Source organism: Psychroserpens mesophilus, assembly GCF_000826645.1.
Lineage (GTDB): Bacteria > Bacteroidota > Bacteroidia > Flavobacteriales > Flavobacteriaceae > Psychroserpens > Psychroserpens mesophilus.
This window is the reverse complement of the sequence record NZ_JXJP01000008.1, coordinates 177,009-202,124: the sequence shown is the minus strand read 5'-3', so window position 1 is coordinate 202,124 and position 25,116 is coordinate 177,009. Positions and strand designations below refer to the sequence as shown.

Genomic DNA, 25,116 nt, shown 5'->3' with positions numbered 1-25,116 from the left:
AACAAGAAATGTGTAGTTTTTTTACTCAATTAAAATTTCCAGTATTTTAATCGCAGCTTCACTAATTTTTGTGCCAGGACCAAAAACAGCAACAGCACCTGCATCAAATAAATATTGATAATCTTGTTTTGGGATGACACCTCCAACGATGACCATAATGTCTTCGCGACCATAGTTTTTTAGTTCTTCTATTACTTGAGGCACTAAAGTCTTGTGTCCTGCAGCTAAGGAAGATACACCTAAAATGTGAACATCATTCTCTACAGCTTGTTTAGCCGCTTCTTTTGGTGTTTGAAACAATGGACCTATGTCAACATCAAAGCCAACATCTGCATAACCAGTAGCTACTACTTTTGCGCCTCTGTCGTGACCATCTTGTCCCATTTTAGCAATCATGATACGCGGTCTGCGACCTTCTTGTTCTGCAAAAGTATCGGCGAGCTCTCTGGCTTTTTTGAAACTTTCATCGTCCTTAATTTCTTTACTGTACACGCCTGAAAATGATTTTATTTGTGCTTTATATCTTCCGAATTCCACTTCTAAAGCATCACTGATTTCTCCTAAAGTTGCTCTGTTGCGAGCTGCAACTACTGCTAAAGCTAGTAAATTTTCTTTTCCAGTTTTGGCTGCTTCTGTTAAATTTTTGAGAGCAGTTTCAACAGCATTTGCGTCTCTTGTAGATTTAATATGCTCCAAACGCTGTATTTGTCCGTTTCTAACCGTTTGATTATCGACTTCAAGAGTTGAAATCGGATCTTCTTCTTCAAGGCGGTATTTATTTACGCCAACAATAATATCTTGAGCAGAATCAATTTTGGCTTGCTTACGAGCAGCAGCTTCTTCAATTCTTAATTTCGGAATTCCAGCTTCAATAGCTTTGGTCATTCCGCCAAGTTCTTCAACTTCTTCAATAAGTGTCCAGGCTTTTTGAGTGATATCATGTGTTAATTTCTCAACATAATAACTTCCAGCCCAAGGGTCGACGGTTTTTGAGAGGTGAGTTTCTTCCTGTAAAAATATCTGAGTATTTCTTGCGATTCGTGCAGAAAAATCAGTAGGTAAGGCAATGGCTTCATCTAAAGCATTGGTATGTAAGCTTTGTGTGCCACCAAAGGCAGCTGCTGCAGCTTCAATAGTTGTTCGAGCGACATTATTAAAAGGATCTTGTTCGGTTAAACTCCATCCAGACGTCTGGCAATGCGTTCGTAAAGCCAGTGATTTTTGATTCTTCGGATTAAATTGACTTACAAGTTTAGCCCATAGCATACGAGCTGCACGCATTTTGGCAATTTCCATAAAATGATTCATGCCAATAGCCCAAAAGAATGAAAGACGAGGAGCAAACGTGTCTATATCCATTCCGGCTTCAAGTCCTTTTCTAATGTATTCTAAACCGTCAGCTAAAGTATATGCAAGTTCTATGTCACACGTTGCGCCAGCTTCTTGCATGTGGTAGCCTGAAATGCTGATACTGTTGAATTTTGGCATATTATTGCTTGTGTATTCAAAAATATCAGAAATGATTTTCATAGATGGTGTAGGAGGATAGATGTAAGTATTTCTTACCATAAACTCTTTAAGAATGTCATTTTGAATCGTGCCTGCCAGCTGTTCAGGTTGTACGCCTTGTTCTTCAGCGGCAACAATATAAAACGCCATAATTGGTAAGACTGCGCCATTCATGGTCATAGAAACCGACATTTTATCTAACGGAATCTGGTCAAAGAGAATTTTCATATCCTCAACACTATCAATGGCTACGCCTGCTTTTCCAACATCACCAACCACACGTTCATGATCGGAATCATAACCTCTGTGTGTGGCTAAATCGAACGCGACAGACAGTCCTTTTTGTCCTGCAGCAAGATTACGTCTGTAAAAGGCATTGCTGTCTTCAGCAGTTGAAAATCCTGCATATTGTCTAATTGTCCATGGTCTTCGAACGTACATGGTTGAATACGGACCTCGTAAGTTAGGCGCAATACCAGCAACAAAGTTTAGGTGTTCTAAATGTTCAAGATCAGCTTTAGAATATGTTGATTTAATATCAATATCTTCTGCAGTATGAAACACATGTTCACTAGTTTCAGCCTTGTTATTAAACTTTTGGCTTAGTTTGATATGTTGAATGTTTTTTCTTTTCATTTGAATAGATTTAAATCTCTAATCATGATTATGTCCAGCATGAGGATCATTATCTTTTTTACGAGTTGTGTCAGCAGGTAATAATTCTTTTTTAGATAAATCAACATCAGTAAGTTTTGAATAATATAGCTCCAGAGCAACAAAAGTTGCTAAGTATTTATCGCTATTAAGTCTGCTGCTTTTAGCAATAAGTACATCTTTGAGCATTCTTATACTCATGCTATTTGTTGTTAACAGAGCATTGTAGGTCGTTTTTAAGTCCTTATCTTGAATATGGTCTCCAATACAACTATATATTTTGTGATTGTAGTTTGGTAACGTTTGATTGTTTTTAGTAACCCATAAGCCTTCAATGTTTTTAAGCGCTTCAAAAATTGCTAATGCATGTTCGTTTGAAATGGTATTATAATTTGCAGTATTCGAAGTGCTTTCTTTTAAGAACATGTTATAGGCATAATTTAAATTGGGATTTTCCTGAGTATAAAATTTAGTGATATCAGATTCAAAACTGTGAATGGCTTCATTAAATAATTCAGAATGATCTGTATCACATGCTATAGCTATTGGTTGGTTAGAATACTTTAATGTTAATTCAGGTTGTGTTTCTTTGCAATTCACAAGAATCAAACATATTACAAAATAAAAGAACTGTTTTTTCATCACTATTAGTTTTTGGTTTTCTCTTCTTCTAATCTTTTGTAATCCAGATGATTTGAAATTCTTTTCTCAACTATAGGTTCAATTAACGTTTTCACCGGATTGGTTTTTAAAAATGGATATATTTCCAATTCATGCTGCATGCTATCCTGCGGATTTGGATGTTTATTTGTGCCCAAAAGTACAAGTTTGCCTTCGTCGAATTGAGTTTGTTCTTTTATGGCATTTTCTTTGATTTTTCTTTGAATAGTACCTTCTTTAAGCTGACTTAAAAAACCTCCATTGCCTTCAATGTCTTTAAAAAGTTCTAAGGCTTTTTCTGAAAGCTGTGTTGTTAAGGTTTCAACATAATATGTTCCGTCTGCAGGATTATTTACTTTATCAAAATAACTTTCATGCTTTAGAATAAGCAATTGATTTCGTGCTATGCGTTCGCTAAACTCATTATCCTTATGATAAATGGCATCGTAGGCTAAATTATTTACTGTATCAGCACCACCGAGAATAGCACTCATACATTCGGTTGTGGTTCTGAGCAAATTGGTATTATAATCGTAAATGGTTTTGTTCCGTTTTGAAGGCGTTACAAAAATGTGACATCTTTCATTTATTCCATATTCTGAAGCTAAACTTGTCCAAAGCAGTCGTAACGCTCGAAGTTTTGCGATTTCAAAAAAGTAATTTGTGCTAACAGACACATTGAAAACTACCTTTAATTTATGCTTTGAGTCATTACTGAGTACATCTTCAAAATGATTTAGATACTCGTTGGCATGAGCAAGCGCATAACCTAACTGCTGAATGGTATTTGCACCAGCATTCTGATATAGCGCTACATCGATGCTTAACGTATGAGTAGAAGCAACAACAGTTTCAAGTTGTTGGTGATCATCTTTAAGATTTGAAAACCAATTTCCTGAAGCAGCCAGTTTTCCTATAATATCCGTATTGATAAAAACTGAAGTATTAGGTTGTGTAAACTTTTGAAGGTTTTTTACATATTCTGAAGACAGAAACTGCAATTCAAAATAAAGATTCAATTCTGATATATCCATATTTAGAAGCAGCTGTTCTATTGAAACATCTTCAGAAGGTATTATAAATTTTATAGCTTCGGCACCTCTGGAAATGGCATCTAAAGCTTTTAAATTTGATTTTTCAACATTGGCAACAAAAATAGTTTGGCAAATTTTAAATGCGGTAGCTTGAGAACCTGAAACCTCAGGAAGCTTGTCAAATTGATCGCTGTGGTAAAACGGTTTAACATCAATACCTTCATTTGTTTTCCAGATAAGCGTTTCGTTGTAATCAGCGCCTTTTAGGTCAACTTGAATTTTCTGTTTCCATTCTTTTGAAGAAACTTCAGGAAACTGTTTAAATAGAGAATTACTCATTGTTAGGTTTAGTTTTTAGGCTGTCTTCATATTCAATAATGTAGATGTCTTCATTGTCTTTCTTCATGTAATATTTTTCACGAGCCAGTTTTTCAATGCCTTCATCTGTGCTCAATTCTTTTATAGCTTTTTTATCTTTTTCAATCTCTTTATTATAATATTCTTTCTCGTCCTCTAAATCGCTAATATCTTCATTTAGTTCATGATGAATTAATAACGAATTTGAATCTATAAATAACATCCACACCGCAAAAACGATAAATATAATGACGAATATGTTTTTGAGATATTTCATTATTAATTTAGTTTTTCATTAATAATGGTTTTTACGATATCAACTGCAACCGTATTGTATTTGTTGTTTGGAATAATAATATCAGCATATTCTTTCATAGGCTCTATAAATTGCTGATGCATAGGTTTCAGTGTGTTTTGATATCTTGATAAAACTTCATCTATATCTCTTCCACGTTCTGAAATATCACGTTTTAATCGTCTTATGAGTCGTTCATCACTATCTGCATGTACGAAGATTTTAATATCAAACATGTCCCTGAGTTCTGGATTAGTTAAAATTAAAATACCTTCAACTATCATAACTTTTCGAGGTAACGTATGAACAGTGTCTCCAGTTCTGTTGTGCTTAACAAACGAATACACAGGCTGGTCAATTGGGTTTCCTTTTCTAAGTTCCTTTAAATGAGACTCAAGCAATTCAAAATCTATGGATCTAGGATGATCAAAATTAATTTTTACACGTTCGTCGTAGCTTAAATGAGACGTATCTTTGTAATATGAATCTTGAGATATAATTCCAACTTCACCTTCAGGGAGTTGGTTTAGTATTTGATTAACTACAGTGGTTTTTCCACAACCAGTTCCACCTGCAATACCTATGATGAGCATAATTTTGTTTTAAATTCTATATACAAATTTAAATATTTATAGGCAGTTTATGGCTTAATTTCAGAAACTTCTTTGTCAGTTATTAACGATAAGTTTTGGTTTCCCCAACTATTGGTAATGTAGTTCATTACATCTGCAACTTCAGTATTTGTGAGACCGAAAGCAGCCATTGGCATATTATAAATTTCTCCATTAACTATTATTTCGCCAGACAATCCGTATTTGATTGCTCTGATACTTTTAACTCTGTTGTTTAAGAGGTAATCAGAATTGGCTAATGGAGGAAATGATTTAGGCACACCTTTGCCATCAGGAAGGTGACAAGTTATGCATAAGTCATTATAAACTTCAGCACCTCGTTGCATGCTTTCCTGTAATTCAGGACTAAGGGAAGCTTCAGTTTTTGTTGGGTTATTACTGGTGGTTGCTGATTTTGATTTATCAGTAGAATTACATGACCACATGAGAATGCAGGATAGTATAGTGAAAGATAACTGTTTCATTTATTATTTGATGAGTTTTACAATGCCTAAATTTTCAATTCCAACATAGATATAGCCATCAGGACCTTGATTTACGGATCTTACACGACCTAATCCGTCGAGTAAACGTTCTTCTTTAATCACTTTTCCATCTTTGATGTAACAATTATCCAGATATTGAAACTTAAGAGAACCAACGAGAAGGTTGCCTTTCCAACCTTTATATTTATCACTTGAAATAAAAGCCATTCCACTTGGTGCAATGGAAGGATCCCAATAATGTAAGGGTTGTTCCATACCTTCTTTTTTGGTAAGCTCTGTAAAGCTTGTGCCACTGTAATTAACACCATAGCTTATTACTGGCCAGCCATAATTTTTACCAGCTTTAATAATATTGATTTCGTCACCACCTTTTGGGCCATGCTCATGTGTCCAGATGTCTCTGGTTTCTGGATGAATAACCATGCCTTGTGGATTGCGATGGCCATACGAAAAGATGGCTTTTCTGGCATTAGGTTCATTTACAAAAGGATTATCAATTGGAATGCGTCCATCATCGTGCAGACGATATACTTTTCCGCCATCTCGAGTGATGTCCTGAGGATTTTCATCTCTATTTCCACGTTCACCAATGGTGAAATACACATAGCCTTGATCATCAAAAATAATCCTTGATCCAAAATGTTGACCTTTAGTTGTATTTGGAGAAGCTTTATATAATACTTGCTGCTCAACAAGAGTATTACCTTTTAATTTAGCTCTCATTAATGCCGTATGTCCACCATTATCCTCTCCTTCAGAAGATGCATAGGTTATATAAATCCAGCCATTTTCAGAATAATTAGGATGTAATACGATGTCTAAAAGACCACCTTGACCACGATTATAAACTTTAGGAACATTTTTTATTTCGGTTTTGTTTCCATTTTTAAAATGAATGATTTTGCCCTCTTTTTCAGTAATAAGCATTGAGTTGTCAGGAAGAAACGTGAATCCCCAAGGAATATTGAGGTCTTTGACTACCATTTCGTAGCTGTGTTTTGTATTCACAGGATTCTTGTCTTGAGCACAGGCGAAGACAGTAAATAGAACAATAACAATCATGACTTTTTTTCTAAATAACATAAAAACAACTTTTGACTTTAAATTTAATAATAAAATGTATCGGTTTTTAAAGAAAAGATATATATTTGCAGTCCGATTTTGAGAAGAAACTAGATTTCTTTTTAAAATTATGAGATAACCATTCGGAGTGTAGCGTAGCCCGGTTATCGCGCCGCGTTTGGGACGCGGAGGTCGCAGGTTCGAATCCTGCCACTCCGACCAATAAAAGCTGAACATTTAATTGTTCAGCTTTTTTTATTAGTCTAATTATTCAATGCGTCTATAATTCTCAGAATAAATGCGATTGCCATCGTCGTCAATTTCTATTTGACTAAATGAGTTTTTAGTGACATCTATTTCATAAATGAATTCTTTTTTCTCTTGTATAATTTTACTCATCATTTCTGAACCATAATCTAATACCTCTGTAAGAATATTGTCATCTACATTATACGCACCATAACCAAACCATTCCGTAGAGTCGGTAGGTACATGTTTGCTCCACATCACTTTGGTAGATGTATACATTTTTACTTGTCTGTAGCCTTCGCTGGTGTTAAATGAATCTTTTATGATGTTATTGGCATAATTATAATAGCCTACAAGTTCCCACGCACCAATGAGTGTTGAATTACTTTTTTGTGTAATAACTTCTTCAGAGGTTTCAATGTCGTTATTGGTAGTTTCTGTTTTACAAGACAGTAAAGTAAAACTTAGACACAAAGTATAGATTAGGATTTTCATATTTTTGAAGTTAAGAGGTTATCTTAAATTTACAAAAATTCCACCATTCTAGCTAATTAACACTAACGAAATTAATCCACTATTAGAATTCAATAAAGTAAATTCCTGAAACAACCACACCTAATATCAGTAAAACAAGTACTGCAATAACAAAAGCAGATGTTTTTTTTGTTGTTTCGTCTTTTTGTAAAATATAATCTCTAGTTTTTTCGTCTTCTTCTTTTATAAATTTCATTTTCTTCAATTTTTATTTGTTAATGTATACTGTTTTTTTATTTACGAATTCTAAAATGCCTTCGCGTGAAAGTTCTCTTCCATAACCCGAAGCTTTAGTACCACCAAAAGGCAACCTTGGATCTGATTTTACCAGTTCATTGATAAAGAAAGCACCATCTTCAATTTCTGAAATTTGAGTCCTTGCAGCATCTGTATCTCTGGTGAATATCATTGTTCCTAGCCCATATCTTGAAATGGATGTCATTTTATAAGCTTCATCTGTATCTTTAACCTTAATCACTGACGCTACTGGCCCGAAGGTTTCGTCATCAAAAACTGCCATGCCTGGTCTCACTTCAGTCAATATGGTTGGTTGGTAATACGTGTTATTTCTTTTATTACCAAAATGAATTTTTGCCCCTTTACTAACTGAAGCTTCGATTTGTTTCTGTAAGGTATCTGCTAAATCTAATCTTGCTAAAACACCAATATCGGTTTGCTTATCAGAAGGGTCTCCCGATTTAAGTGTTTTTATTTTAGATGTAAATTTCTCTAAAAATTCGTCATAAATATCTTCCACAACTATAAAGCGTTTTGCAGCTATACAACTTTGACCTGAATTCTGCATCCTTGCGTTTACAATAGTATTTATGTGTGTGTCTAAATCTGCATCATTTAGTATCATGCAGGCATTATTGCCACCTAATTCTAGCACAGTTTTCTTCAAATGTTTACCAGAAATTTCTGCAATTTTACGACCGGCTTTTTCGCTTCCAGTTAAAGAAACAGCTTTTACTCTTTGGTCTTCTATTAATGTTTCTATGGGATCGTGTTCAACCAATATGGTTTGAAAGCAAGCATCAGGATATCCCGAAGATTCAAACAATTCTTGAAGTATTAAGGCACATCCAGTAACATTAGATGCATGCTTCAACAAAACTGTATTTCCAGCGGTAATCGTTGGAACTGCGAATCTCAACACTTGCCAAAAAGGATAGTTCCATGGCATAATTCCTAATATGGTTCCTAAAGGATCGTAACTGATAAAGCTTTCTTCAGCTTCGGTTTCAATCAGGTCATCTGATAGTAAGGATTCAGCATTTGTACTGTAAAAATCACACAACAGGATGCATTTTTCAATTTCAGCTATACTTTCCGTAATGGGTTTGCCCATTTCCTTAGTCATTAATTTAGCGTAGTCATTCTTATGCTTTACAAGATTATCTGCCAAATTATCAAGCATATCAGTTCTATGTACTATAGGTTGTTGTTTCCATTCAAGAAAGGTTGCTTCCGCATTTTCTAGAATCTTTTCAAGTTCTCTGGGTGTATGCAGTTTGTAAGTTTCAATTGCTTCAGAATTATATGGATTTACAGTTTTGATCATATTTAGAATTTTTTTTAGACAATTTAATTTTACCTTGATAAATGACTTAACTCATTTGGTGAAACTATTAACTTTTATAATCTTTTTGTTTCAGTCAATATTTACATCTATAGCGTCAAGATACCACATGTGATGATCTTATATTTGAATAAATAGTAATATTAACATAAAACATATAGATCCATTATGAGTAATAATAGTAATACAATTTTAGGAATATTAGCTGGTACAGCAATAGGTGCTACATTAGGTGTCTTGTTTGCTCCAGACAAAGGAAGTATAACAAGAAAACGTATAGTTGACGAAGCTAATTTGCAAAAAGAACGGTTAGCTACATCTGCGGTCGACTTAAAAGACAGAGTGGTTTCAGAAGCTAGTCATTTAAAAGATAGGGTAGCGACTTCGGTTGGTGACAAAAAACAAACCCTAGAGGAACAAGTTGACTCTCTCATGTCTGATGCTAGTTATAAGGCAGACGATGTTATTACAAAACTTGAACTGAAGTTGAAGCAGTTGAAAGAGAAAAATAAAAAGTATCACAACGGTACAGAAACTTCAAAAACGTCGTAATACATGACCATATTTGAATCTCTTAATAATACTACTGACGAAGCTGTCAATAATGCAGAGAATTATATTAAAACGTCTCAGTCTTATTTAAGGTTGAAAGTTTTTCAGCAGATTACATTATCCTTAAGTCTGATTGTAAAATTAGTTATTATTGGAGGTCTGCTTACGCTGGCTCTAATATTTACTGCAGTCTCCAGTGCTTTGGCTATAGGTGAGGCGTTAGGAAGCATCTCTGCAGGATATTTAATTGTCGGTGCGTGTTTTTTAATCATGGCACTTATCGTGTATTACTTTAGAAAGCACATTGAAAGAAAAATTATATCATCTATTTCTGAAAAATATTTCGATTAACATGAAGCATTATAAAACATTTGAAGATATTGAATACGATTTAAAAAGATTAAATCTTGAACGGCAAATCGCTTTTGAAGAATTAAAAGGTTTTAAAGGTCAGGTCAAAGAAGATTTGAGTCCGTTGAGTTGGCTGCAAACAGCAACAAAATATATTACCAGATACGGTTCTTTCTATTTAATAAAAAAGATTATTAAGTAGATAAAGTCATTTATCGGTTTATCAAATACACAAAAGGTCATTCTTCTGTGTATTTTTTTTTGAAGAATTATCATAAGTATTATATAGGTCAATCATTTATGGGATAGAGCAAAGCCTAAACACATAAGACTTGTAGATTGCAAACAGAGAAACAAAGGAAATATATTCCTTGTGAGATTAACCATAAAAACTATAACATATTATGAAAATTAAAACTTTAGCGCTGAGCGCAATAATGGCAACATTGATATTAAGTTGTAACGTAAACCAAAAGAAAGAAGCAGAATTGCCCGAAGTGGATGTTGATGTAACTACTGAAGAAGGACAATTACCAACCTATGAAGTAAACTGGGCAGATGTCAACGTAGGAACCACTACTAAAACTGTCGAGATACCAAAAATTGTTATCGTTATGGAAGAAGAAGAAGTCGAAGTTCCGTTTATAGATGTCGATATGCCGAATGATGATAGTGAAAAAATGGAACGTAACATCGTGATTGAAGCTGAGGTAACCGACAAAGAACACGATTTAGAAATCAAGGAAGTTTGGGCTTCAAACAACAACTTATATGTTATTTCCGAACTAAAAATGCTTAGTCAAGATATTGGCGATAAGAAAATGCGAGTATCAGACCAGTTAACTCTTAATGCTAAAGACTTAAATGTTAAGCATTATATTATTGGTGAAAGACCAGACAGAGTTTTTAACAATCAACACACTTATGTTAAAAGTATGAGTGATTTGAAAACTAAATTAGAAGGTGATTATAGAGTTATTTATTCTAAATAATACATTGTAATAGTAATCACTTTCAAATGAGCCTTAATCAAGTTTTGATTAAGGTTTTTTTATGCAACAGATTGATCTGTAATTAAACTATTTAGCACATTTTTTCTGTACTCATTTGGAGTTATACCATATTTTTCTTTAAAAATTTTAGAAAAATAACTTCTACTTGTAAAGCCAATACTATAGACAACTTGAGAAACATTTAAATCACCACTACTCATTAAGTCTCGCGCAGCTTCAAGTCTTACATGTCTAATGTATTCTGTAACGGTTCTAGTATAAAGGAATTTAAATCCGTCCTGAAGCTTTGCCTGAGATAATCCAGAGTCTATAGATAATTGATCTAAAGAATAATTAAACGAATGATTTTTAATGATTTTATTACCAAGGCGTCTAATGATTTTTAATTCTGATTTGGTTAGTGAAGTTGGTAGCTGTACTCCTTTATGAAACTTATTGTGTTGTTGAATGTGCATTGATAGCATTTCATAAACTAAGGCCTCTATCTTTAATACTTTTACCATACCTTTAGATTTGATCTGTTTCATTTTTTTTACAAAATCAGCCATTTTCAAATTTAATGCGCCATGGTGAGCAAATCTGTTTTCGTGATCAGTATCAACAAAAATCTCATAAAGTCGTTTATTTAAAAGGGACGTATTTGTAGTTCTTTTTTTAAGGAAATGCTTTCTAATAATTTGTATATCGATGATTTCTAATTTTTCATTTTTTGGTAAATGAATATGATTATAGCCTCCAGTTTTATTGGTAAATATTAAAGAATGAAATTGGTCGATACGTCTATTTTCATTATCAATGCCAAATCGATGATTGAAGAATCCTTCATAATTATATATAAAACGAATAGGATTAAAGTCGCCAGCCTTAATTTTTAAGGTAATATCTTGAGAAAATTTTATATCAAAATTTATCAAATTCACGCCCCAATCAAACGGAACATACTTTATAGTTCCAAAGGCATGTTCATTGTTAACAATTAAACTGTATTTGTTCCATTTTTCAGAAATCTCACCACCAATGACGTCCTGGATTTGTCGAAGCGTATCTTTAGGGCCATCTGAAGTAATTTCAATAGTTGTCATATTTGGTTGGGTTTTCAGCTATTAGTTGCTGGTATTCAAATTATTAAATAGAAATCAGGATGTAAAGATACCACCTTTTTAGTCATTTTTAATAAGTTATATAAGTAGCTTATTTAATAATATCCTAAACGGATGTCTATCACAAGTGATATGGCATACGAACTTTTTTGTTTTATCATCATATGTTCTTGAATTCTTAGATAATATAAACGTATTGTTTGTTTAGAAAGGAGTTTAGTTATGAGAAATTAATTCCTGGGTTTCTTATTGAATTAACATTTAAATCGATAAAGCGCAACTTTACATGCTACAAATCTTAATTTTACTTATGTTATTATGAATAATTCTTCATTTATAATATACATTGGTTGGTTAGGCCTCAGTGACCAAAAAGTTGCTGAGGTTTTTTTTAAACACACTTATTACACCATTATTATTAATTTAAAACGAATTAAAATGAACATTTTTGAAGCCATTAGAAAAGATCATGATATCCAAAGGGACTTACTCGAAAAACTTATTAAAACATCTGGAGATACCAAACAGCGCGATGAGATATTTCAATCATTAAAGAAAGAATTGCAGGTTCATGCTGATGCTGAGGAGCGACATTATTATAAACCACTAATAGATTCTGACATGATGCAAGACAAAGCTCGCCATGGTATAGCCGAACATCATGAAATTGATGAACTTATTGAGAAATTAGAAGAAACCGACTATGACTCTTCTGCATGGTTGAAAACTGCTAAAGATTTGAAACATAAAGTTGAGCACCACCTTGAAGATGAAGAACAGAAATTTTTTCAATTATCAGGTAAGGTGCTTAATGAAAGCCAAAAAACAAGTTTGGCAACCGATTACAATAGTTATATGTCTTCTCACAGATAGTAGTTGGAGGTGGAACAGAAACTTACAGCATCTTTGATCAAACGACTCGATAAACATCCGGAGTCGGTTATTGAGAAGTTAGATTTGGTTTATGTTAATTCGCATCAACTGTCAATTCTTAGAAAGAAAAAAGGGGATACGTTTCGTTATATTCAAAACGGTAAATTTATCACTAGAGATCAAGATCTCGAACGAATTAATGCGTTAGTGATTCCACCAGCATGGGAACATGTAAAAATCTCTTCTTTGCCAAACGGTCATCTACAGGCTACAGGTAGAGATGCAAAATCTAGAAAGCAATACCGTTATCATCCTAAGTGGAATAAAATCAAGAACCAAACCAAGTTTTTTAGAATGGCCGAGTTCGGAGAAGTACTTCCGAAAATAAGAAATCAGGTAGAAAAAGATATTATTCAGAACGCGTGGGTGAGAACGAAGGTGATGGCCTTAGTAGTAAAGCTCATGGAAGAAACTCATATTAGAATCGGTAACAGTTACTATGCGAAAAAGAACAAAACGTATGGTTTAACAACTTTACGGACAAAGCATGTTCATTTGTATAAAGATCGATTACGATTTGAGTTTGTTGGTAAAAAGGGCAAAGCGCATAGCATTACACTTAGAAACAAGAATCTCATTAAGTTAGTTAGTAAATGTGAAGAAATTCCGGGTTGGGAACTTTTTCAGTTTTATGACAAATCTGGAGAAAAACATAAAGTTGATAGTGGGATGATTAATGCGTATTTAAAAGAAATTTCCGGAAAAGATTTTACTGCTAAAGATTTCAGAACCTGGTCTGCCAGCGTTATTTTTTTTGAGGCCTTAATGGATTATGATAGACCAACATCAGATAAGGAAATAAAAGACAATATCCTATCTGCATTTGACGTCACAGCGAACGCACTTGGTAATACTAGAAATGTATGTCGTAAATATTACGTGCATCCAATTTTGGTAGAATCTTACGAAACGAATACGCTTCATGATGTATTTACTAAAATTAAAACAAACCCTATTACTTCTGGTCATTTAACACCAACTGAAATATCTGTATTAGAACTGATAAAGGGATATTCTCCAAAAGTATAATGGTCAATTATACTATAAAACTGATAACGTCAATTTTTCAATTGAACGCATCAACTGAAGTCATCAAAGTATTATACTTTAGTAATGAAAGTAAAAGGTTTTTAGTAACCTTGATGTAAATCAATAGGCATCAGAAAATAAAACTATTGTTAAACTAAAATAAAATTATATAATGGGAACTTATACTGAAAATGTAGGAAAAAAATTAAACGAATTATTAGAGAAAACATACGATGCAGAAAAAGGATTTAAAAAAGCTGCTGAAAATGTTGAGCACACAGCCTTGAAGACTTATTTCAATCAAAAGGCTCAGGAACGCTATAATTTCGGACATGAATTAAAATCAGAGATTAAGGCATTTAATCAAGATGTAGATAAAGGTGGAAGTTTAACAGGAAAAGCTCATAGAGCGTGGATGGATGTGAAGTCATTATTCTCATCAGACGATGAAGAATCGATGTTAGAAGAAGCAATAAGAGGTGAAAAATCTGCAATTGAAGAGTATAATGACGTCTTAAGTGAAACAACTTTACCGACTTCAACGAAGACTCTATTAACATCTCAAAAAAGTACAATTGAAAACGGCTTGTCCAATATCAAAACATTAGAAGATTTAAGATAATACAACAATCATTCAGTTGTATTATTTGATAAAAAACACCTCGATAGAGGTGTTTTTTGATATGCATACATTTTAATAGGATATGAGTTAACAGGTTTATATGCAAATGATTTATTTTAAATAAAAAATGTTTTATAAACTCTCTGATACCTCTAATTTAAATGCCATAGAAAATGATTTCGATGCGAAGTTTAGATTTCCAAAATTATACGAGCCTAGAGCAATTATTGATGGAACAGTCGAATCAAATTTGACAATATTAACAGCTGATAACCCTAAGATTATTGATTACGCTATTTGGGGAATATTACCTGAAGATTATGACGATGACTGGGATCGTTTTCAAAATATTACGAATACCTTAAATACTAATGTTAACGAATTAGATTCAGACGAAATCATGTATTCTGAAGCATTTTCTAGAAGAAGGTGCTTAATTATTGTCAATGGTTTTTTTACTGCTAGGATCTATAATGGTAAATTATTGCCGTTTCACATTCATTTAAGAGATCATAAACCGTTTTGTATCGCTGGGATTTATAACACTTTAAATGATGGGTTTTTAACATGTTCGTTATTGGTCGTGAATTTCAGTTCAAGCTTAAATGAAATTCCTCATTTGGGTAAAAAAAGACCACTAACGTTTAAGAAATCAGATTATAATAATTGGTTATCACAAGGTAAAAGTAATGCTGAATTAGTAAAATTAATTCAAAATCACGACGCACCAGACTTCATGTCGCATCCAATTAAAGAGGAGTTTTATGAGCGTAATCATGTTTTTGAAAAGATTTTAGACCATGATAATTATCAAAGTATTGGTGAACATTCTCATTTACAGTGAAAAGGTTAAAGTAAAGTCCATATGAGCTAAGTAAACTGCTAATTTTAATAGATATTTATATCAAAGAAATGAAAATCATTTCTAATAACTAAAACACAATCATTATGTTACGTTGGACAATCACATTTGTAATAATCGCAATTATAGCTGCAGTCTTAGGATTCGGTGGAATAGCTGGTGCTGCTGCCGGAATAGCTAAAATTATATTTTATATATTTTTGGTATTAGTAGTAATTTCTCTATTAAAGAGTGTTATGAAATAAAGACACCTTATTAATATAATCTCAATAAAAAAAAGGCATAATTTGAATATTTCAATTTATGCCTTTTTTAAGTTTTATAAATTTTAGAAAATGAATTTTAAATAGGATTCTTCTCATCAATTCCTTTACTATTCGCCTCTAATTTTTTCTCTATACCCGAAGGGTTTTTGATTTGCATATACTTCTCTCCTAAAATAACAATCGGATTTACTAATACTTCTGGACTTTTATTTAAAATTTTAATCCAGTCAGTTTCATCAAGATTAGTTTTGTCATCATACGATTTGGTGAAATCAGGATGATCTTTATCAATCAAATCACCAATAGTAACACCAAGGTTTTCAGCCATGTCTTTCCACTGACTTCCAGTGACATTGGTTTTGGTAATATCTATTGCCAATATGTCTTTAAATGATGCATTTAAATATGAATATGTTTGCTCTCCTATTGATGATTTAGAACTGTAATATAACTTAATCATGTTTTTGTCTGTTGAAATCATTCCCATTTATTTTTCGTTTAATTAAAAATAAGTTTAGTTTTAAAAGTGTGTTGACTGATATCTATTAAAAGTTAACTCAATACATAGAAACTCTCAATGTCTTTATAGTAACTGTTGATAACTTCTATGTAAGGTTTCTATCAAAATTTCTACTTTTGTTTAAGTATTTAGAACATCTAAAATTTAAAGTTGATGGCTACAAGTCAATGGTTTTAGAGATGCTAAAACAATAATATTTAAATATTTTATATCTATATAAAAAACATATGTCAGACACAATTGAACACGTAAAATGCCTAATTATTGGCTCAGGACCAGCAGGTTATACTGCTGCTATTTATGCTGCTAGAGCAAACATGCATCCCGTTTTATACCAAGGAACACAGCCAGGAGGACAATTAACAACGACTAATGATGTTGAAAATTTCCCAGGATATCCAGATGGCATTACTGGGCCAGAAATGATGATTCAATTACAAAATCAGGCTGCCCGATTTGGGACAGATATTCGTGATGGATGGATTACTAAAGTAGATTTTTCAGGAGATATACACAAAGTTTGGGTTAACGACACTAAAGAAATTCATTGTGATACAGTAATCATTTCAACAGGAGCATCAGCTAAGTATTTAGGTTTAGATTCTGAACAGAAATATTTAAAACTTGGTGGAGGTGTTTCTGCATGTGCAGTTTGTGATGGATTTTTCTATAGAAATCAAGAGGTTGTTATTGTTGGAGCAGGAGATAGTGCTTGTGAAGAAGCTCACTACTTATCAAAACTTTGTAAAAAAGTGACCATGTTAGTAAGACGTGATGAATTTAGAGCTTCAAAAATCATGGCTGCTCGTGTTAAAAATACAGAGAACATCGAAATACTTTATAATACAGAAACGGATGAGGTTTTAGGTGATGGTCAAGTGGTTACTGGAGTACGCGTGGTAAATAATCAAACCAAAGAAACGCATGAGATTCCGGCAACTGGATTTTTTGTGGCCATTGGTCATAAGCCAAACACGGATATTTTTAAAGACTTTTTAAATTTAGACGAAACAGGATATATCATCAATGCAGTTCCTGGTACAAGTAAAACAAATGTCGGTGGTGTTTTTGTTAGTGGAGATGCCGCAGATCATGTTTATAGACAAGCTATTACGGCTGCTGGAACAGGCTGTATGGCAGCTTTGGATGCTGAACGTTATTTAGCGGCTAAAGATTCAAATTTTGAAGTGAGTACATCAACTTACAATTAGAAGATGTATTAGATTATTATAAAAATAAAAAGTGCCTAAAGAATTTCTTTAGGCACTTTTTTATGATATTAAGTAAGACTATAAAGTTTCAGGAAGCGTGTAAGTTCTCCCTTTATTTTGCTCTTTTAAATAACCCATAAGAGGCTCAAAATATTCTAACATTGGCTTTGCACTCATTTCGCTACCAACACTTTCTTTAAGCAATTCTCTCCAATCGTTATTAGCACCAGTTTCTAGCACACCTCTTAAAAAGGTTCCTACTTCTTTACTTCCAAAGTAGTTGGTGGCATGAGGATCTTGTTTTAAGATGTTTTTAGCAATATGGTCATGAAATTGAAAGAGTAAAATATAAGATACTGCATAGTCATAGTATTGAGCAGCATCATTATTGATATGTGTTTTAGAAGCAGCATCATTAAATTCTTCACCACGATCTGTAGGAGGAACCATACCTTGATACTTTTTAGCCAATTCCCACCATTTCTTATTAAATTGATCTTTAGGTAAATTTTCAGCATATAAAGCATTTTCAAATTCGGTCATTACACCAGCAGAAAATGGTAAAAATACAATGTTACTCAAGGCTTCTTTCAAGAGGTTTTGAGTTTCATCAATTTTTGCATCTGCATCCACCAAACCTTTACCAGCTAAAAATGGTTTTTGCATGGCAGCAAAACCAAGTAAACTACCTATAGCTTCGTGGTAACCACGATTTGCGCCTTCACGGAGTAATGGTGGAACATTTGGATTGGTATAGGCTTGATGATAGTAAATATGACCTAATTCATGGTGAATAGTCTCATAATAGTCTGCGTTAGGCTCAACACTCATTAAACAACGTAGGTCGTTTTCTAGATCCATATGCCACGCAGAGGCGTGGTTGTTTTTTTTGTAAGGTGCATCAGTAGGCAATGGATACATGCTTGATTTTTCATAAAAGCTTGCAGGTAATGGATCAAAACCAATACTCTTATAAAAGTTTTCTCCTTCCTTCACAATCCATTCAGGATCTTTATCAGCTAAAGCAGCATCAATATCTAAACCTTCAACAGTAACCATAGCACTCCAATCTTGTCCCCAACGATTAGGTAGCCAATGTGCTGGAAGGTATTCTGGCACGTCAGCTTTAAATTTTTCTGCTAGTTCATAGCGCGCCCAAGTATGTAATTCTCGGTATAAAGGCCAAACTTCCTTAACCATTTTATTCATTTCCTCAAGCATTTCTTGTCGAGACATACCATAACTAGAAACCTGGTATGAGAAATAATCATCATATCCGAGAGCACCCACAGTTTCATTACGTAACTTTCTTAAGTTTTCTAAACCGTCTTTTAAACCTTTTCCAACTTCTTTAGAAGCTTCCCAATTTTTTAGACGCTCTGCTTCGTCATTCGATTCACGTAGCACTTTATCAATATCTCCAGTAGTTAACGATTTTCCATCAACCTTAAAATCGTATCCAAATAACATTTCATTCTGAGCATTTTCAGCAGTAATTCGTTCTTTTACTAAATCTGAAACTGTTTCAGGATTGTTAGCAGCAGCATATAAAATAGTATTTAGCTGTCGCACTTGTACGATGTCTAAATTGTTTTTACTTTCAAGAAATTTACGCGTCTTTTCAATAACCTCTGTGCTTCCAGTAAATTTAGCAAATGCTTCATTGGCTTTTTGAACCTTATAGGCATTGGTCGTGTCACCAGCTACAATTCTTGTATTCGCATCCCATTCTGCCAAAGCAGAATTATAATATAATTTGGTAAATGACGCTGTATAATCATCTAAAAAGGCTTGTACCTCCTCTTTAGAAGCTGAAGCCACTTCTGTAGTCTTTGCGTCTTGTTTACATGAAAAAACTGTAATTAAAACAGTCATTAATAAAATTGTTTTCTTCATTTTAAATTAGTTTGAGTTTAAGTTAGTTGATATTGGATTATTTTTCTTTCTTTTGAAGTTTAGCAGTATCCATAAATGTATTGATTGTAATTTTAGGGTTAGCGTATAAATAAATTTCACTAGAACCTGAGGCATCAATAGTAATAGTTTCGGTAGCTTCAATGTAGGCATCACTTGCAAATTCGCATATGGCTGTACAGGTTTTTGAAGTGAAATCCTTACCATTAAATTGTGCATTATTATCAGTAGTTAAAAGAAGATTATCTGTAGTACCTTCTATGTCAATGTTAGCACGTTGGTATAAATCTACTTTTGTTTCTTTAGAATTGATGAGCGCATCTAATTTGCAATTATCACTTAATTCCAGTTTCGTTTTAGTTGCAGTTAAGTTGAGTTTTACTTTAGCTTTATCCAAACTCATAAAGTCAAAATTACCAGCTTTTATATTGAGGTAAGCTTTTGAAGCACCTGAGCATTTTAGGCTAGCATCTTTAAGCTCAAGTGAAGTTAACGATCTGATTTCGGCATTATCCCGAGTTTCAATATGAGAGAAGCCGTTGCTATAATTGACTTTAATCTTAAGTTCCTTTCTCGATCTAATGTCTGTCGTCGTTTTAAAAGTGAGCACACTATCGATAACTTCAATATTAATGTATTGGTGTAAGTTATCATCCGTTTCAATTTCGACAGAAGGTTTACTGTTGTAATACAATTCAATTTCAAAATCTTCACCAACTACAATGGTATTAAATGGGTCTACATAAGTTTGTTTAATTGTTACATTTCTATCTCCTTTTACTTTTTCGGTATCTTGGGTGAAACCTATGGTATTCAAACCAAAAGTAATGAGTAGAAATAAGGTAATGTTTTTCATTCGTATAAATTAAGTGTTATAACAAATATAAAACAAAAACCATCCCAAACTCTTAACTGAGTTCGAAATGGTTTAAAAAAACAAGTTGGTTAGTTGATTTTTAGTGTATTATCTTTTAGTAATACTTCCAGATGGACCGTCGTTTTTTTCGACTTTATCAGGATTTCCATAATATCTAATGTCGCCACCACTATTGGCGCTGGCTGTTAATTCTTCTGAAGTGTTTACGGTAATATCAGCTCCACTATTTGCTTCCGCTCTGGTTTTAACGGCTTTCAAATTACCAGCTTTTATATCGCTTCCGCTTGATGCTTCCGCTCTAAACGTATTAGTACTTCCTGATAATTTGATATCGCTTCCACTAGAGGATTCACAAATGAGATTTTCAACGTCAACTTCAAGTTCTACATCACTACCACTTGAGGTATAAATTTCAAGATCGTTTGCCTTTATGATAGTTGTAGAAATAACATCGCTTCCACTAGAGGTAGATATCCTGTCAATATTTTTAAAGCTGACCATTATTTTTTTAGATGCAGCTGAACTTATGTTTTCTTCAGCAAAGATATTTAAGACGCCATTTTCTATCTCCACGACTATAATTTCCTGTAGATTTTCATCAGCCTGAACTCTAATGCTTTCGGTGTCTCCCTGTGTTAAATATACATCTAAACCTCTACTAACTTCTATAGCGCTAAATTCGCCATTTAATGCTCTGTCTGTTGTAGTTACATTGCCATTGCCTTTAACTCCAAAATTTAAATCGAAGTTACAAGACACAAGTAACACACCTAAAAGTGTTGTTACGATAATTTTTACTAATGTTGTCATGATTGATTGTTTTAATGTGTTGGTTTTTGATTGATTTACTTTATATTTTGATCACATGGTATGGTCAAAACTAATGACCCGTTTGAGAAACCATCTTCCATCTTCAATAATCCACAGATGAGAAAACTTTGCAATACTTCCTGGAACTGTGTTGCCATTAGTGGTTTCAAAAAATTTGTGTACTCCATTTTGCAAGGCTCCATAAACTTTTCCGTTGTTTTTTAATAAGAAAACTTCTAAACTGCCTTCAACTAATTCTCGTCTGGATTTGGTTGAATTATTTGAGTTGCAAATACCACTTTTCATAATCTGGATGAATTCATCTTTCGCATTGATAATTCCAGAAATGTCATGATAGAATTCAAAATCTTGAGCAATTAGCTGTTCAAGGTATTGTGTTTCACAGTTGTTAAAAGAACGTTCAAACAGTAAGCTATCTTTAGCTTTTAGAGTACTAAATACTTCGGAATTTGTTGAAATTTGTGCATTTAGGTTGGTTAAAATTCCGAAGATACTTAATACAATACATGTTGATTTTTTCATTGATTTTGATTGATGATTCAAATATTCCAGTTTTACGTTGATTTTCAAAACTGAAATACCTGAACTGTTGATTTATAATGCTGAATTGTTAATTATCGTCTGATGTGATTTCAATACCATTATCGTCAATATTAACATTGACATTATCAGATTTAGCTTTAATGCCATTTTCGTCAATTTTCAAGCTGCTGTCCTGGGTTTTCATTTCAATACCGTCGTCATCTATTTTGAGTCCGCTTTCGTCATCCTTAATATCAACTTTTAACTCAAACTCTTCATCTGCCGGACAATCTAAGCATCTGACTCCGTTGTTAATGATTTCTAGATATTGATTTTCCATGCCATTATCTAAAATGTCATTATAATAACTTGAATTTCGATGGTACGAATAGGTGTTTTCTTCAGCATATAGAACAGTACCTTCAGGAAGATAAAGAATGACTTCTATTTCTTGATCTCTAAATTTGTTTTCAAAATTAGTGGTTAAAAAACCGTCTATTTCAAGTCGTTTATTGCTTAGGTTGTAACTATAATTAATCTCTTGGGCTCTAAGTTTGGCCTCTTTATAATTTCTGCCTTCAGCTGTTTTTTCTACGTATATGGAAGCTACCGAATCTTTAGTAGAACGAACTATTAATCTAACATCTCTGCTGTAGATAAGTTTCTCATCATTTTCATCGTAAACAGCGCGTAAGGAACTTCCATGTCTACCAAATTGTCTGCTATATAAGGTGTTTCCAACCACAGCAAGTGTAAGTGTGTCATTGGCTCTTATATTAAGCTGTTCTTTTTTGCTAATTGTGGCATCATAGGCATGTTCGCTAGCTTGTCTTACGCCAATTACAACACTTCCTATGATAGCCATTAACCAAAGGCCTAAAAGGGTGAATTTTGCCACATTTCCAATCGATTTTAAGTTATTAATCAGAATTTTTAATCCTAAGTAAAACACAAAGAAAAATGGTATGCCAATAGCAAATAATACAATTAATGATATTAACCAAACAGGTGTGTTAGCTGCATTTGCGGCTTCAAAAAGATCGAGTCCTGGAAAATGAACAATATCAATGGCTCCTAAGCTTAAACAAAATATTAGTAATGAGATTAAAGTAGCCGCTCCAACTATTATTAAAATGATGCCAATAAATTTTGCAAACACTTTAAAGAAGAACATGATAATGTCGCCAATAGTATCAAAAAACGTTTTTGATGAGGATTTAATTTTTTGCCCTTGTTTGGGTAAATCTACATTTTTGACTGTGTCAGATACTGTTTGCGAAACACTATCAAAGCCGTCTTTAATTTTTTTTTCGATGTTGCTAATGTTTACAGGCTCTCCAGTCATGGTTAGTTTTTCTGAAGTTGTTTTAGCTTCAGGAACTAAAATCCATAATAAGATATAAAGCAAAACACCTGTGCCAGCGCCAAAGATTAATAAAATCCAGATCAAACGAATCCAAATTGGATCAATTCCAAAATAGTGAGCCAATCCTGACGAAACACCTCCTATATATGAGTTGTCCGTGTCGCGATAGAATTTTTTTGAAGGTCTTGAATTCGCCTTTTTTTGGTAAGACTGTTTAGGCTCATCTTCAAAAATCTCGTCGTCAACTAAGTAATCTTCTGGTTGTCCCATAATTGAGATGACATCATCAACTTCTTTGATTCTAATGACTTGCTTTTCGTTTTGAACACGCTCATTAAATAATTCTGCAATTCGTGCTTCTATGTCTGAAATAATTTCAGATTGACCTTGAGAGTCTGTAAATGAACGTTTTATAGCCTCAAGATAGCGTTGTAGTTTTAAGTATGCATCTTCATCTATATGGAAGAATATACCTGCTAAATTTATGTTGACTGTCTTATTCATTATTTTTTGATTTTTGTCTGGTTACTAGGTTAACTGCATTTTGTAATTCGGTCCAAGTGCCATTGAGTTCTTTTAAAAACAGTTGTCCCGTTTCTGTAAGTCCGTAATATTTTCTTGGTGGTCCTGATGTGGATTCTTCCCAACGGTAATTGAGTAATCCAGCATTTTTAAGTCTTGTTAGTAGCGGATAAATGGTACCTTCTACAACAAGCAACTTTGCGTCTTTAAGTGTTCCTAAGATTTCTGCTACATACGCATCCTCATCTTTTAAGACCGATAATATGCAATACTCAAGAACGCCTTTTCGCATTTGTGCTTTTGTGTTTTCTATTTTCATAAGTGTTTTCTAATATTTTTTAAAGGTCTTATGCCGTTTGCATTTGAGACATTTAGATTGTTTAACAATGCGTGTGATGATGCTCTTGTCATATTCTAAAGCGATTAAATTTTAATAAACTGTTCATTTTTTGATTGATGATTGATAATTGATGATTGTTTGATGAAAGATTGATTTATTTTAAAAAGTCTATAGTTAAGGGATAATGATACATTTCGCCATCTCTTGCTTTGAGGCTCGCAATTACTATAAAAACAAGTTCGAGTATAAAACCTATAACGGCAAGCGCTCCTAATCCGCCACCAATATATAATAGAGGCGAAGGTTCTGAAATATTGAAATGAATGCCCTCAAAGAGGTCTATATCAATAAAGTTAAATGAACTAAAGACATTAAAAATAAAAAAGGGTACAGTTAGTATGCCCAAAATAAGTGCATAAAGGAGTATACTCATTTGAAAGTTAATGGCTTGTTTACCGTGAGTATCTACAAATTCTGATTTTTCTTTATTTGCCATCCATAATACAATTGGGCCTATGAAATTTCCAAAAGGTATTATAAACCTTGTAAAGGTTGATAAATGAATGAATGTTGCGATGTTTTTCTGATGGTTGTCTAGCATGATTTTAAAACATATAGTAATTTCTTATACAAATATATGTCTAAAAGAAGGTATTATGTTACGCATAGTACTTAAAATTAACATAATATTAACAAATTGAGATATGGATTATTTTCAATATTTTAGCTGAAATATCCAATAAACATGAACATTTCGCCAAGAAAACTCAATACATTTTTAGTATTCAAATTGCCATCAGCTTTTTTTTGTGGTGTGCGTACAAAGTCGCTAACTGATGACGCTTGTGTTGTTTCAGTAAAGCATAGATGGATTAATCAAAATCCGTTTAACTCGATGTTTTGGGCTGTTCAAGGCATGGCAGCCGAATTAACTACTGGAGCTTTAGTAATGACTAAAATTAAATCTAGCGGACAAAAAATGTCAATGTTAGTGACCAGTAATAATGCAACCTACACTAAAAAGGCTACTGGCCGAATACAGTTTACCTGCAATCAAGGTAAAGCTATTGATGCGACAATTGCAAAAGCTATTGAAACAGGAGAAGGGCAAACCATACTTTTAAATTCGAAAGGGATAAATAAAAATGGCGATCAGGTTTCAGAATTTAATTTTGAATGGAGTATAAAATTAAAATCATAATGTTTTTACGAGGACAAAGAACGTAGCAATT

At 33.2% G+C, this 25,116-nt stretch carries 30 protein-coding genes and 1 tRNA gene; 12 read left to right on the top strand and 19 right to left on the bottom strand.

Features of this window, described 5'->3' with window-relative positions; all coding sequences use genetic code 11:
* Positions 1 to 21 precede the first annotated feature (21 nt).
* Genes scpA through TD18_RS08185 form a run of 7 tightly spaced genes read right to left on the bottom strand, consistent with a single transcriptional unit; the run spans position 22 to position 6,709 of the window.
* The gene (gene scpA / locus TD18_RS08215) at positions 22 to 2,145 is read right to left on the bottom strand and encodes a methylmalonyl-CoA mutase (RefSeq protein WP_040251092.1); all 2,124 of its coding nucleotides are present in this window, start codon (positions 2,143 to 2,145) and stop codon (positions 22 to 24) included.
* An 18-nt stretch (positions 2,146 to 2,163) separates the two neighbouring features.
* On the bottom strand, positions 2,164 to 2,805 hold the full coding sequence (locus TD18_RS08210) for a hypothetical protein (RefSeq protein ID WP_152611340.1): 642 nt from the start codon (positions 2,803 to 2,805) through the stop codon (positions 2,164 to 2,166).
* 5 nt (positions 2,806 to 2,810) lie between these two features.
* Positions 2,811 to 4,196: a methylmalonyl-CoA mutase subunit beta gene (locus TD18_RS08205; protein WP_040251086.1), complete on the bottom strand. Its 1,386-nt coding sequence runs from the start codon at positions 4,194 to 4,196 to the stop codon at positions 2,811 to 2,813.
* Entirely contained in the window at positions 4,189 to 4,491 is a 303-nt protein-coding gene (locus tag TD18_RS08200) for an FtsB family cell division protein (RefSeq protein WP_040251083.1), read from the bottom strand. The genes TD18_RS08205 and TD18_RS08200 overlap by 8 nt, the downstream gene beginning before the upstream one ends.
* Positions 4,492 to 4,493: 2 nt before the next feature.
* Entirely contained in the window at positions 4,494 to 5,102 is a 609-nt protein-coding gene (gene udk, locus TD18_RS08195; protein WP_040251080.1) for a uridine kinase, read from the bottom strand.
* A 47-nt stretch (positions 5,103 to 5,149) separates the two neighbouring features.
* Entirely contained in the window at positions 5,150 to 5,605 is a 456-nt protein-coding gene (locus TD18_RS08190; RefSeq protein WP_241480657.1) for a c-type cytochrome, read from the bottom strand.
* 3 nt (positions 5,606 to 5,608) lie between these two features.
* Positions 5,609 to 6,709, bottom strand: coding sequence for a PQQ-dependent sugar dehydrogenase (locus TD18_RS08185; RefSeq protein WP_040251074.1), 1,101 nt, complete (start codon positions 6,707 to 6,709; stop codon positions 5,609 to 5,611).
* A gap of 123 nt (positions 6,710 to 6,832) precedes the next feature.
* Between TD18_RS08185 and TD18_RS08180 the strand changes: the two genes are divergently transcribed.
* A tRNA-Pro gene (locus TD18_RS08180) sits at positions 6,833 to 6,910 on the top strand.
* A 45-nt stretch (positions 6,911 to 6,955) separates the two neighbouring features.
* Here the strand turns inward: TD18_RS08180 and TD18_RS08175 are convergent.
* The 3 genes from TD18_RS08175 to TD18_RS08170 form a co-directional block, all read right to left on the bottom strand.
* Positions 6,956 to 7,432 (bottom strand): hypothetical protein, encoded by a 477-nt coding sequence (locus TD18_RS08175; protein WP_040251071.1) that lies wholly within the window; start codon positions 7,430 to 7,432, stop codon positions 6,956 to 6,958.
* Positions 7,433 to 7,514: 82 nt separating this feature from the next.
* Complete coding sequence (locus TD18_RS17380) at positions 7,515 to 7,667, bottom strand: hypothetical protein (protein ID WP_162835791.1); 153 nt, start codon at positions 7,665 to 7,667, stop codon at positions 7,515 to 7,517.
* A 12-nt stretch (positions 7,668 to 7,679) separates the two neighbouring features.
* Positions 7,680 to 9,035: an NAD-dependent succinate-semialdehyde dehydrogenase gene (locus TD18_RS08170; RefSeq protein ID WP_040251068.1), complete on the bottom strand. Its 1,356-nt coding sequence runs from the start codon at positions 9,033 to 9,035 to the stop codon at positions 7,680 to 7,682.
* Positions 9,036 to 9,221: 186 nt separating this feature from the next.
* On the opposite strand from TD18_RS08170, the gene TD18_RS08165 reads away from it, so the two are divergent.
* The 4 genes from TD18_RS08165 (at position 9,222) to TD18_RS08150 (ending at position 10,948) form a co-directional block, all read left to right on the top strand.
* Positions 9,222 to 9,605 (top strand): YtxH domain-containing protein, encoded by a 384-nt coding sequence (locus tag TD18_RS08165; protein ID WP_040251064.1) that lies wholly within the window; start codon positions 9,222 to 9,224, stop codon positions 9,603 to 9,605.
* A 3-nt stretch (positions 9,606 to 9,608) separates the two neighbouring features.
* Positions 9,609 to 9,956 carry a hypothetical protein gene (locus TD18_RS08160; protein WP_040251062.1) on the top strand — a complete coding sequence of 116 codons (348 nt, stop codon included), beginning with the start codon at positions 9,609 to 9,611 and terminating at the stop codon, positions 9,954 to 9,956.
* Position 9,957: 1 nt separating this feature from the next.
* Positions 9,958 to 10,158 carry a hypothetical protein gene (locus TD18_RS08155; protein ID WP_040251060.1) on the top strand — a complete coding sequence of 67 codons (201 nt, stop codon included), beginning with the start codon at positions 9,958 to 9,960 and terminating at the stop codon, positions 10,156 to 10,158.
* 202 nt (positions 10,159 to 10,360) lie between these two features.
* Positions 10,361 to 10,948, top strand: a complete 588-nt coding sequence (locus TD18_RS08150; RefSeq protein ID WP_040251057.1) for a hypothetical protein — start codon at positions 10,361 to 10,363, stop codon at positions 10,946 to 10,948.
* 59 nt (positions 10,949 to 11,007) lie between these two features.
* Here the strand turns inward: TD18_RS08150 and TD18_RS08145 are convergent, their stop codons facing one another.
* The gene (locus TD18_RS08145) at positions 11,008 to 12,051 is read right to left on the bottom strand and encodes a helix-turn-helix domain-containing protein (RefSeq protein ID WP_040251055.1); all 1,044 of its coding nucleotides are present in this window, start codon (positions 12,049 to 12,051) and stop codon (positions 11,008 to 11,010) included.
* Between the two features lie 456 nt (positions 12,052 to 12,507).
* Between TD18_RS08145 and TD18_RS08140 the strand changes: the two genes are divergently transcribed.
* The 5 genes from TD18_RS08140 to TD18_RS17000 all read left to right on the top strand — a co-directional run bounded on the left by TD18_RS08140 (position 12,508) and on the right by TD18_RS17000 (position 15,760).
* On the top strand, positions 12,508 to 12,942 hold the full coding sequence (locus TD18_RS08140) for a hemerythrin domain-containing protein (RefSeq protein WP_040251940.1): 435 nt from the start codon (positions 12,508 to 12,510) through the stop codon (positions 12,940 to 12,942).
* A 9-nt stretch (positions 12,943 to 12,951) separates the two neighbouring features.
* Positions 12,952 to 14,031: a DNA topoisomerase IB gene (locus TD18_RS08135; protein WP_040251937.1), complete on the top strand. Its 1,080-nt coding sequence runs from the start codon at positions 12,952 to 12,954 to the stop codon at positions 14,029 to 14,031.
* Between the two features lie 172 nt (positions 14,032 to 14,203).
* The gene (locus TD18_RS08130) at positions 14,204 to 14,653 is read left to right on the top strand and encodes a ferritin-like domain-containing protein (protein WP_040251053.1); all 450 of its coding nucleotides are present in this window, start codon (positions 14,204 to 14,206) and stop codon (positions 14,651 to 14,653) included.
* A 127-nt stretch (positions 14,654 to 14,780) separates the two neighbouring features.
* A complete protein-coding gene (locus tag TD18_RS08125; protein ID WP_040251049.1) occupies positions 14,781 to 15,497 on the top strand; it encodes an SOS response-associated peptidase family protein in 717 nt (238 codons plus the stop codon).
* Positions 15,498 to 15,601: 104 nt separating this feature from the next.
* Positions 15,602 to 15,760, top strand: a complete 159-nt coding sequence (locus tag TD18_RS17000; RefSeq protein ID WP_040251046.1) for a DUF1328 family protein — start codon at positions 15,602 to 15,604, stop codon at positions 15,758 to 15,760.
* A 97-nt stretch (positions 15,761 to 15,857) separates the two neighbouring features.
* Here the strand turns inward: TD18_RS17000 and TD18_RS08115 are convergent, their stop codons facing one another.
* A complete protein-coding gene (locus tag TD18_RS08115) occupies positions 15,858 to 16,262 on the bottom strand; it encodes an arsenate reductase family protein (RefSeq protein WP_241480656.1) in 405 nt (134 codons plus the stop codon).
* 266 nt (positions 16,263 to 16,528) lie between these two features.
* Between TD18_RS08115 and trxB the strand changes: the two genes are divergently transcribed.
* Positions 16,529 to 17,512, top strand: coding sequence for a thioredoxin-disulfide reductase (gene trxB / locus TD18_RS08110; protein ID WP_040251042.1), 984 nt, complete (start codon positions 16,529 to 16,531; stop codon positions 17,510 to 17,512).
* Between the two features lie 78 nt (positions 17,513 to 17,590).
* Here the strand turns inward: trxB and TD18_RS08105 are convergent, their stop codons facing one another.
* The 7 genes from TD18_RS08105 to TD18_RS08075 all read right to left on the bottom strand — a co-directional run bounded on the left by TD18_RS08105 (position 17,591) and on the right by TD18_RS08075 (position 24,485).
* Positions 17,591 to 19,408, bottom strand: coding sequence for a M2 family metallopeptidase (locus tag TD18_RS08105; protein ID WP_040251039.1), 1,818 nt, complete (start codon positions 19,406 to 19,408; stop codon positions 17,591 to 17,593).
* Positions 19,409 to 19,445: 37 nt separating this feature from the next.
* The gene (locus TD18_RS08100) at positions 19,446 to 20,282 is read right to left on the bottom strand and encodes a GIN domain-containing protein (RefSeq protein ID WP_084205882.1); all 837 of its coding nucleotides are present in this window, start codon (positions 20,280 to 20,282) and stop codon (positions 19,446 to 19,448) included.
* A 108-nt stretch (positions 20,283 to 20,390) separates the two neighbouring features.
* Positions 20,391 to 21,113, bottom strand: a complete 723-nt coding sequence (locus tag TD18_RS08095; RefSeq protein WP_040251037.1) for a head GIN domain-containing protein — start codon at positions 21,111 to 21,113, stop codon at positions 20,391 to 20,393.
* A gap of 51 nt (positions 21,114 to 21,164) precedes the next feature.
* Positions 21,165 to 21,656 carry a nuclear transport factor 2 family protein gene (locus TD18_RS08090; RefSeq protein ID WP_040251035.1) on the bottom strand — a complete coding sequence of 164 codons (492 nt, stop codon included), beginning with the start codon at positions 21,654 to 21,656 and terminating at the stop codon, positions 21,165 to 21,167.
* An 88-nt stretch (positions 21,657 to 21,744) separates the two neighbouring features.
* On the bottom strand, positions 21,745 to 23,526 hold the full coding sequence (locus TD18_RS08085; RefSeq protein WP_040251033.1) for a PspC domain-containing protein: 1,782 nt from the start codon (positions 23,524 to 23,526) through the stop codon (positions 21,745 to 21,747).
* A complete protein-coding gene (locus TD18_RS08080; protein ID WP_040251032.1) occupies positions 23,519 to 23,863 on the bottom strand; it encodes a PadR family transcriptional regulator in 345 nt (114 codons plus the stop codon). The genes TD18_RS08085 and TD18_RS08080 overlap by 8 nt, the downstream gene beginning before the upstream one ends.
* A gap of 175 nt (positions 23,864 to 24,038) precedes the next feature.
* Entirely contained in the window at positions 24,039 to 24,485 is a 447-nt protein-coding gene (locus TD18_RS08075) for a DUF4870 domain-containing protein (protein WP_040251031.1), read from the bottom strand.
* A 144-nt stretch (positions 24,486 to 24,629) separates the two neighbouring features.
* Here TD18_RS08075 and TD18_RS08070 point away from each other — a divergent pair, with 144 nt between their 5' ends.
* Positions 24,630 to 25,085 (top strand): DUF4442 domain-containing protein, encoded by a 456-nt coding sequence (locus TD18_RS08070; protein WP_040251029.1) that lies wholly within the window; start codon positions 24,630 to 24,632, stop codon positions 25,083 to 25,085.
* The last annotated feature ends 31 nt before the right edge of the window (positions 25,086 to 25,116 follow it).

Bases quoted from the DNA above. Each gene is read 5' to 3' on its own strand.
- TD18_RS08170 (WP_040251068.1), bottom strand. From the start codon at position 9,035: ATGATCAAAACTGTAAATCCATATAATTCTGAAGCAATTGAAACTTAC.
- TD18_RS08190 (WP_241480657.1), bottom strand. From the start codon at position 5,605: ATGAAACAGTTATCTTTCACTATACTATCCTGCATTCTCATGTGGTCA.
- TD18_RS08145 (WP_040251055.1), bottom strand. From the start codon at position 12,051: ATGACAACTATTGAAATTACTTCAGATGGCCCTAAAGATACGCTTCGA.
- TD18_RS17380 (WP_162835791.1), bottom strand. From the start codon at position 7,667: ATGAAATTTATAAAAGAAGAAGACGAAAAAACTAGAGATTATATTTTA.
- TD18_RS08140 (WP_040251940.1), top strand. From the start codon at position 12,508: ATGAACATTTTTGAAGCCATTAGAAAAGATCATGATATCCAAAGGGAC.
- udk (WP_040251080.1), bottom strand. From the start codon at position 5,102: ATGCTCATCATAGGTATTGCAGGTGGAACTGGTTGTGGAAAAACCACT.
- TD18_RS08205 (WP_040251086.1), bottom strand. From the start codon at position 4,196: ATGAGTAATTCTCTATTTAAACAGTTTCCTGAAGTTTCTTCAAAAGAA.
- TD18_RS08130 (WP_040251053.1), top strand. From the start codon at position 14,204: ATGGGAACTTATACTGAAAATGTAGGAAAAAAATTAAACGAATTATTA.
- TD18_RS08150 (WP_040251057.1), top strand. From the start codon at position 10,361: ATGAAAATTAAAACTTTAGCGCTGAGCGCAATAATGGCAACATTGATA.
- TD18_RS08090 (WP_040251035.1), bottom strand. From the start codon at position 21,656: ATGAAAAAATCAACATGTATTGTATTAAGTATCTTCGGAATTTTAACC.
- TD18_RS08075 (WP_040251031.1), bottom strand. From the start codon at position 24,485: ATGCTAGACAACCATCAGAAAAACATCGCAACATTCATTCATTTATCA.
- TD18_RS08125 (WP_040251049.1), top strand. From the start codon at position 14,781: ATGTTTTATAAACTCTCTGATACCTCTAATTTAAATGCCATAGAAAAT.
- TD18_RS17000 (WP_040251046.1), top strand. From the start codon at position 15,602: ATGTTACGTTGGACAATCACATTTGTAATAATCGCAATTATAGCTGCA.
- TD18_RS08210 (WP_152611340.1), bottom strand. From the start codon at position 2,805: ATGAAAAAACAGTTCTTTTATTTTGTAATATGTTTGATTCTTGTGAAT.
- TD18_RS08155 (WP_040251060.1), top strand. From the start codon at position 9,958: ATGAAGCATTATAAAACATTTGAAGATATTGAATACGATTTAAAAAGA.
- TD18_RS08200 (WP_040251083.1), bottom strand. From the start codon at position 4,491: ATGAAATATCTCAAAAACATATTCGTCATTATATTTATCGTTTTTGCG.
- TD18_RS08085 (WP_040251033.1), bottom strand. From the start codon at position 23,526: ATGAATAAGACAGTCAACATAAATTTAGCAGGTATATTCTTCCATATA.
- TD18_RS08185 (WP_040251074.1), bottom strand. From the start codon at position 6,709: ATGTTATTTAGAAAAAAAGTCATGATTGTTATTGTTCTATTTACTGTC.
- TD18_RS08160 (WP_040251062.1), top strand. From the start codon at position 9,609: ATGACCATATTTGAATCTCTTAATAATACTACTGACGAAGCTGTCAAT.
- TD18_RS08165 (WP_040251064.1), top strand. From the start codon at position 9,222: ATGAGTAATAATAGTAATACAATTTTAGGAATATTAGCTGGTACAGCA.
- trxB (WP_040251042.1), top strand. From the start codon at position 16,529: ATGTCAGACACAATTGAACACGTAAAATGCCTAATTATTGGCTCAGGA.
- TD18_RS08175 (WP_040251071.1), bottom strand. From the start codon at position 7,432: ATGAAAATCCTAATCTATACTTTGTGTCTAAGTTTTACTTTACTGTCT.
- TD18_RS08100 (WP_084205882.1), bottom strand. From the start codon at position 20,282: ATGAAAAACATTACCTTATTTCTACTCATTACTTTTGGTTTGAATACC.
- TD18_RS08115 (WP_241480656.1), bottom strand. From the start codon at position 16,262: ATGATTTCAACAGACAAAAACATGATTAAGTTATATTACAGTTCTAAA.
- TD18_RS08105 (WP_040251039.1), bottom strand. From the start codon at position 19,408: ATGAAGAAAACAATTTTATTAATGACTGTTTTAATTACAGTTTTTTCA.
- TD18_RS08080 (WP_040251032.1), bottom strand. From the start codon at position 23,863: ATGAAAATAGAAAACACAAAAGCACAAATGCGAAAAGGCGTTCTTGAG.
- scpA (WP_040251092.1), bottom strand. From the start codon at position 2,145: ATGAAAAGAAAAAACATTCAACATATCAAACTAAGCCAAAAGTTTAAT.
- TD18_RS08095 (WP_040251037.1), bottom strand. From the start codon at position 21,113: ATGACAACATTAGTAAAAATTATCGTAACAACACTTTTAGGTGTGTTA.
- TD18_RS08070 (WP_040251029.1), top strand. From the start codon at position 24,630: ATGAACATTTCGCCAAGAAAACTCAATACATTTTTAGTATTCAAATTG.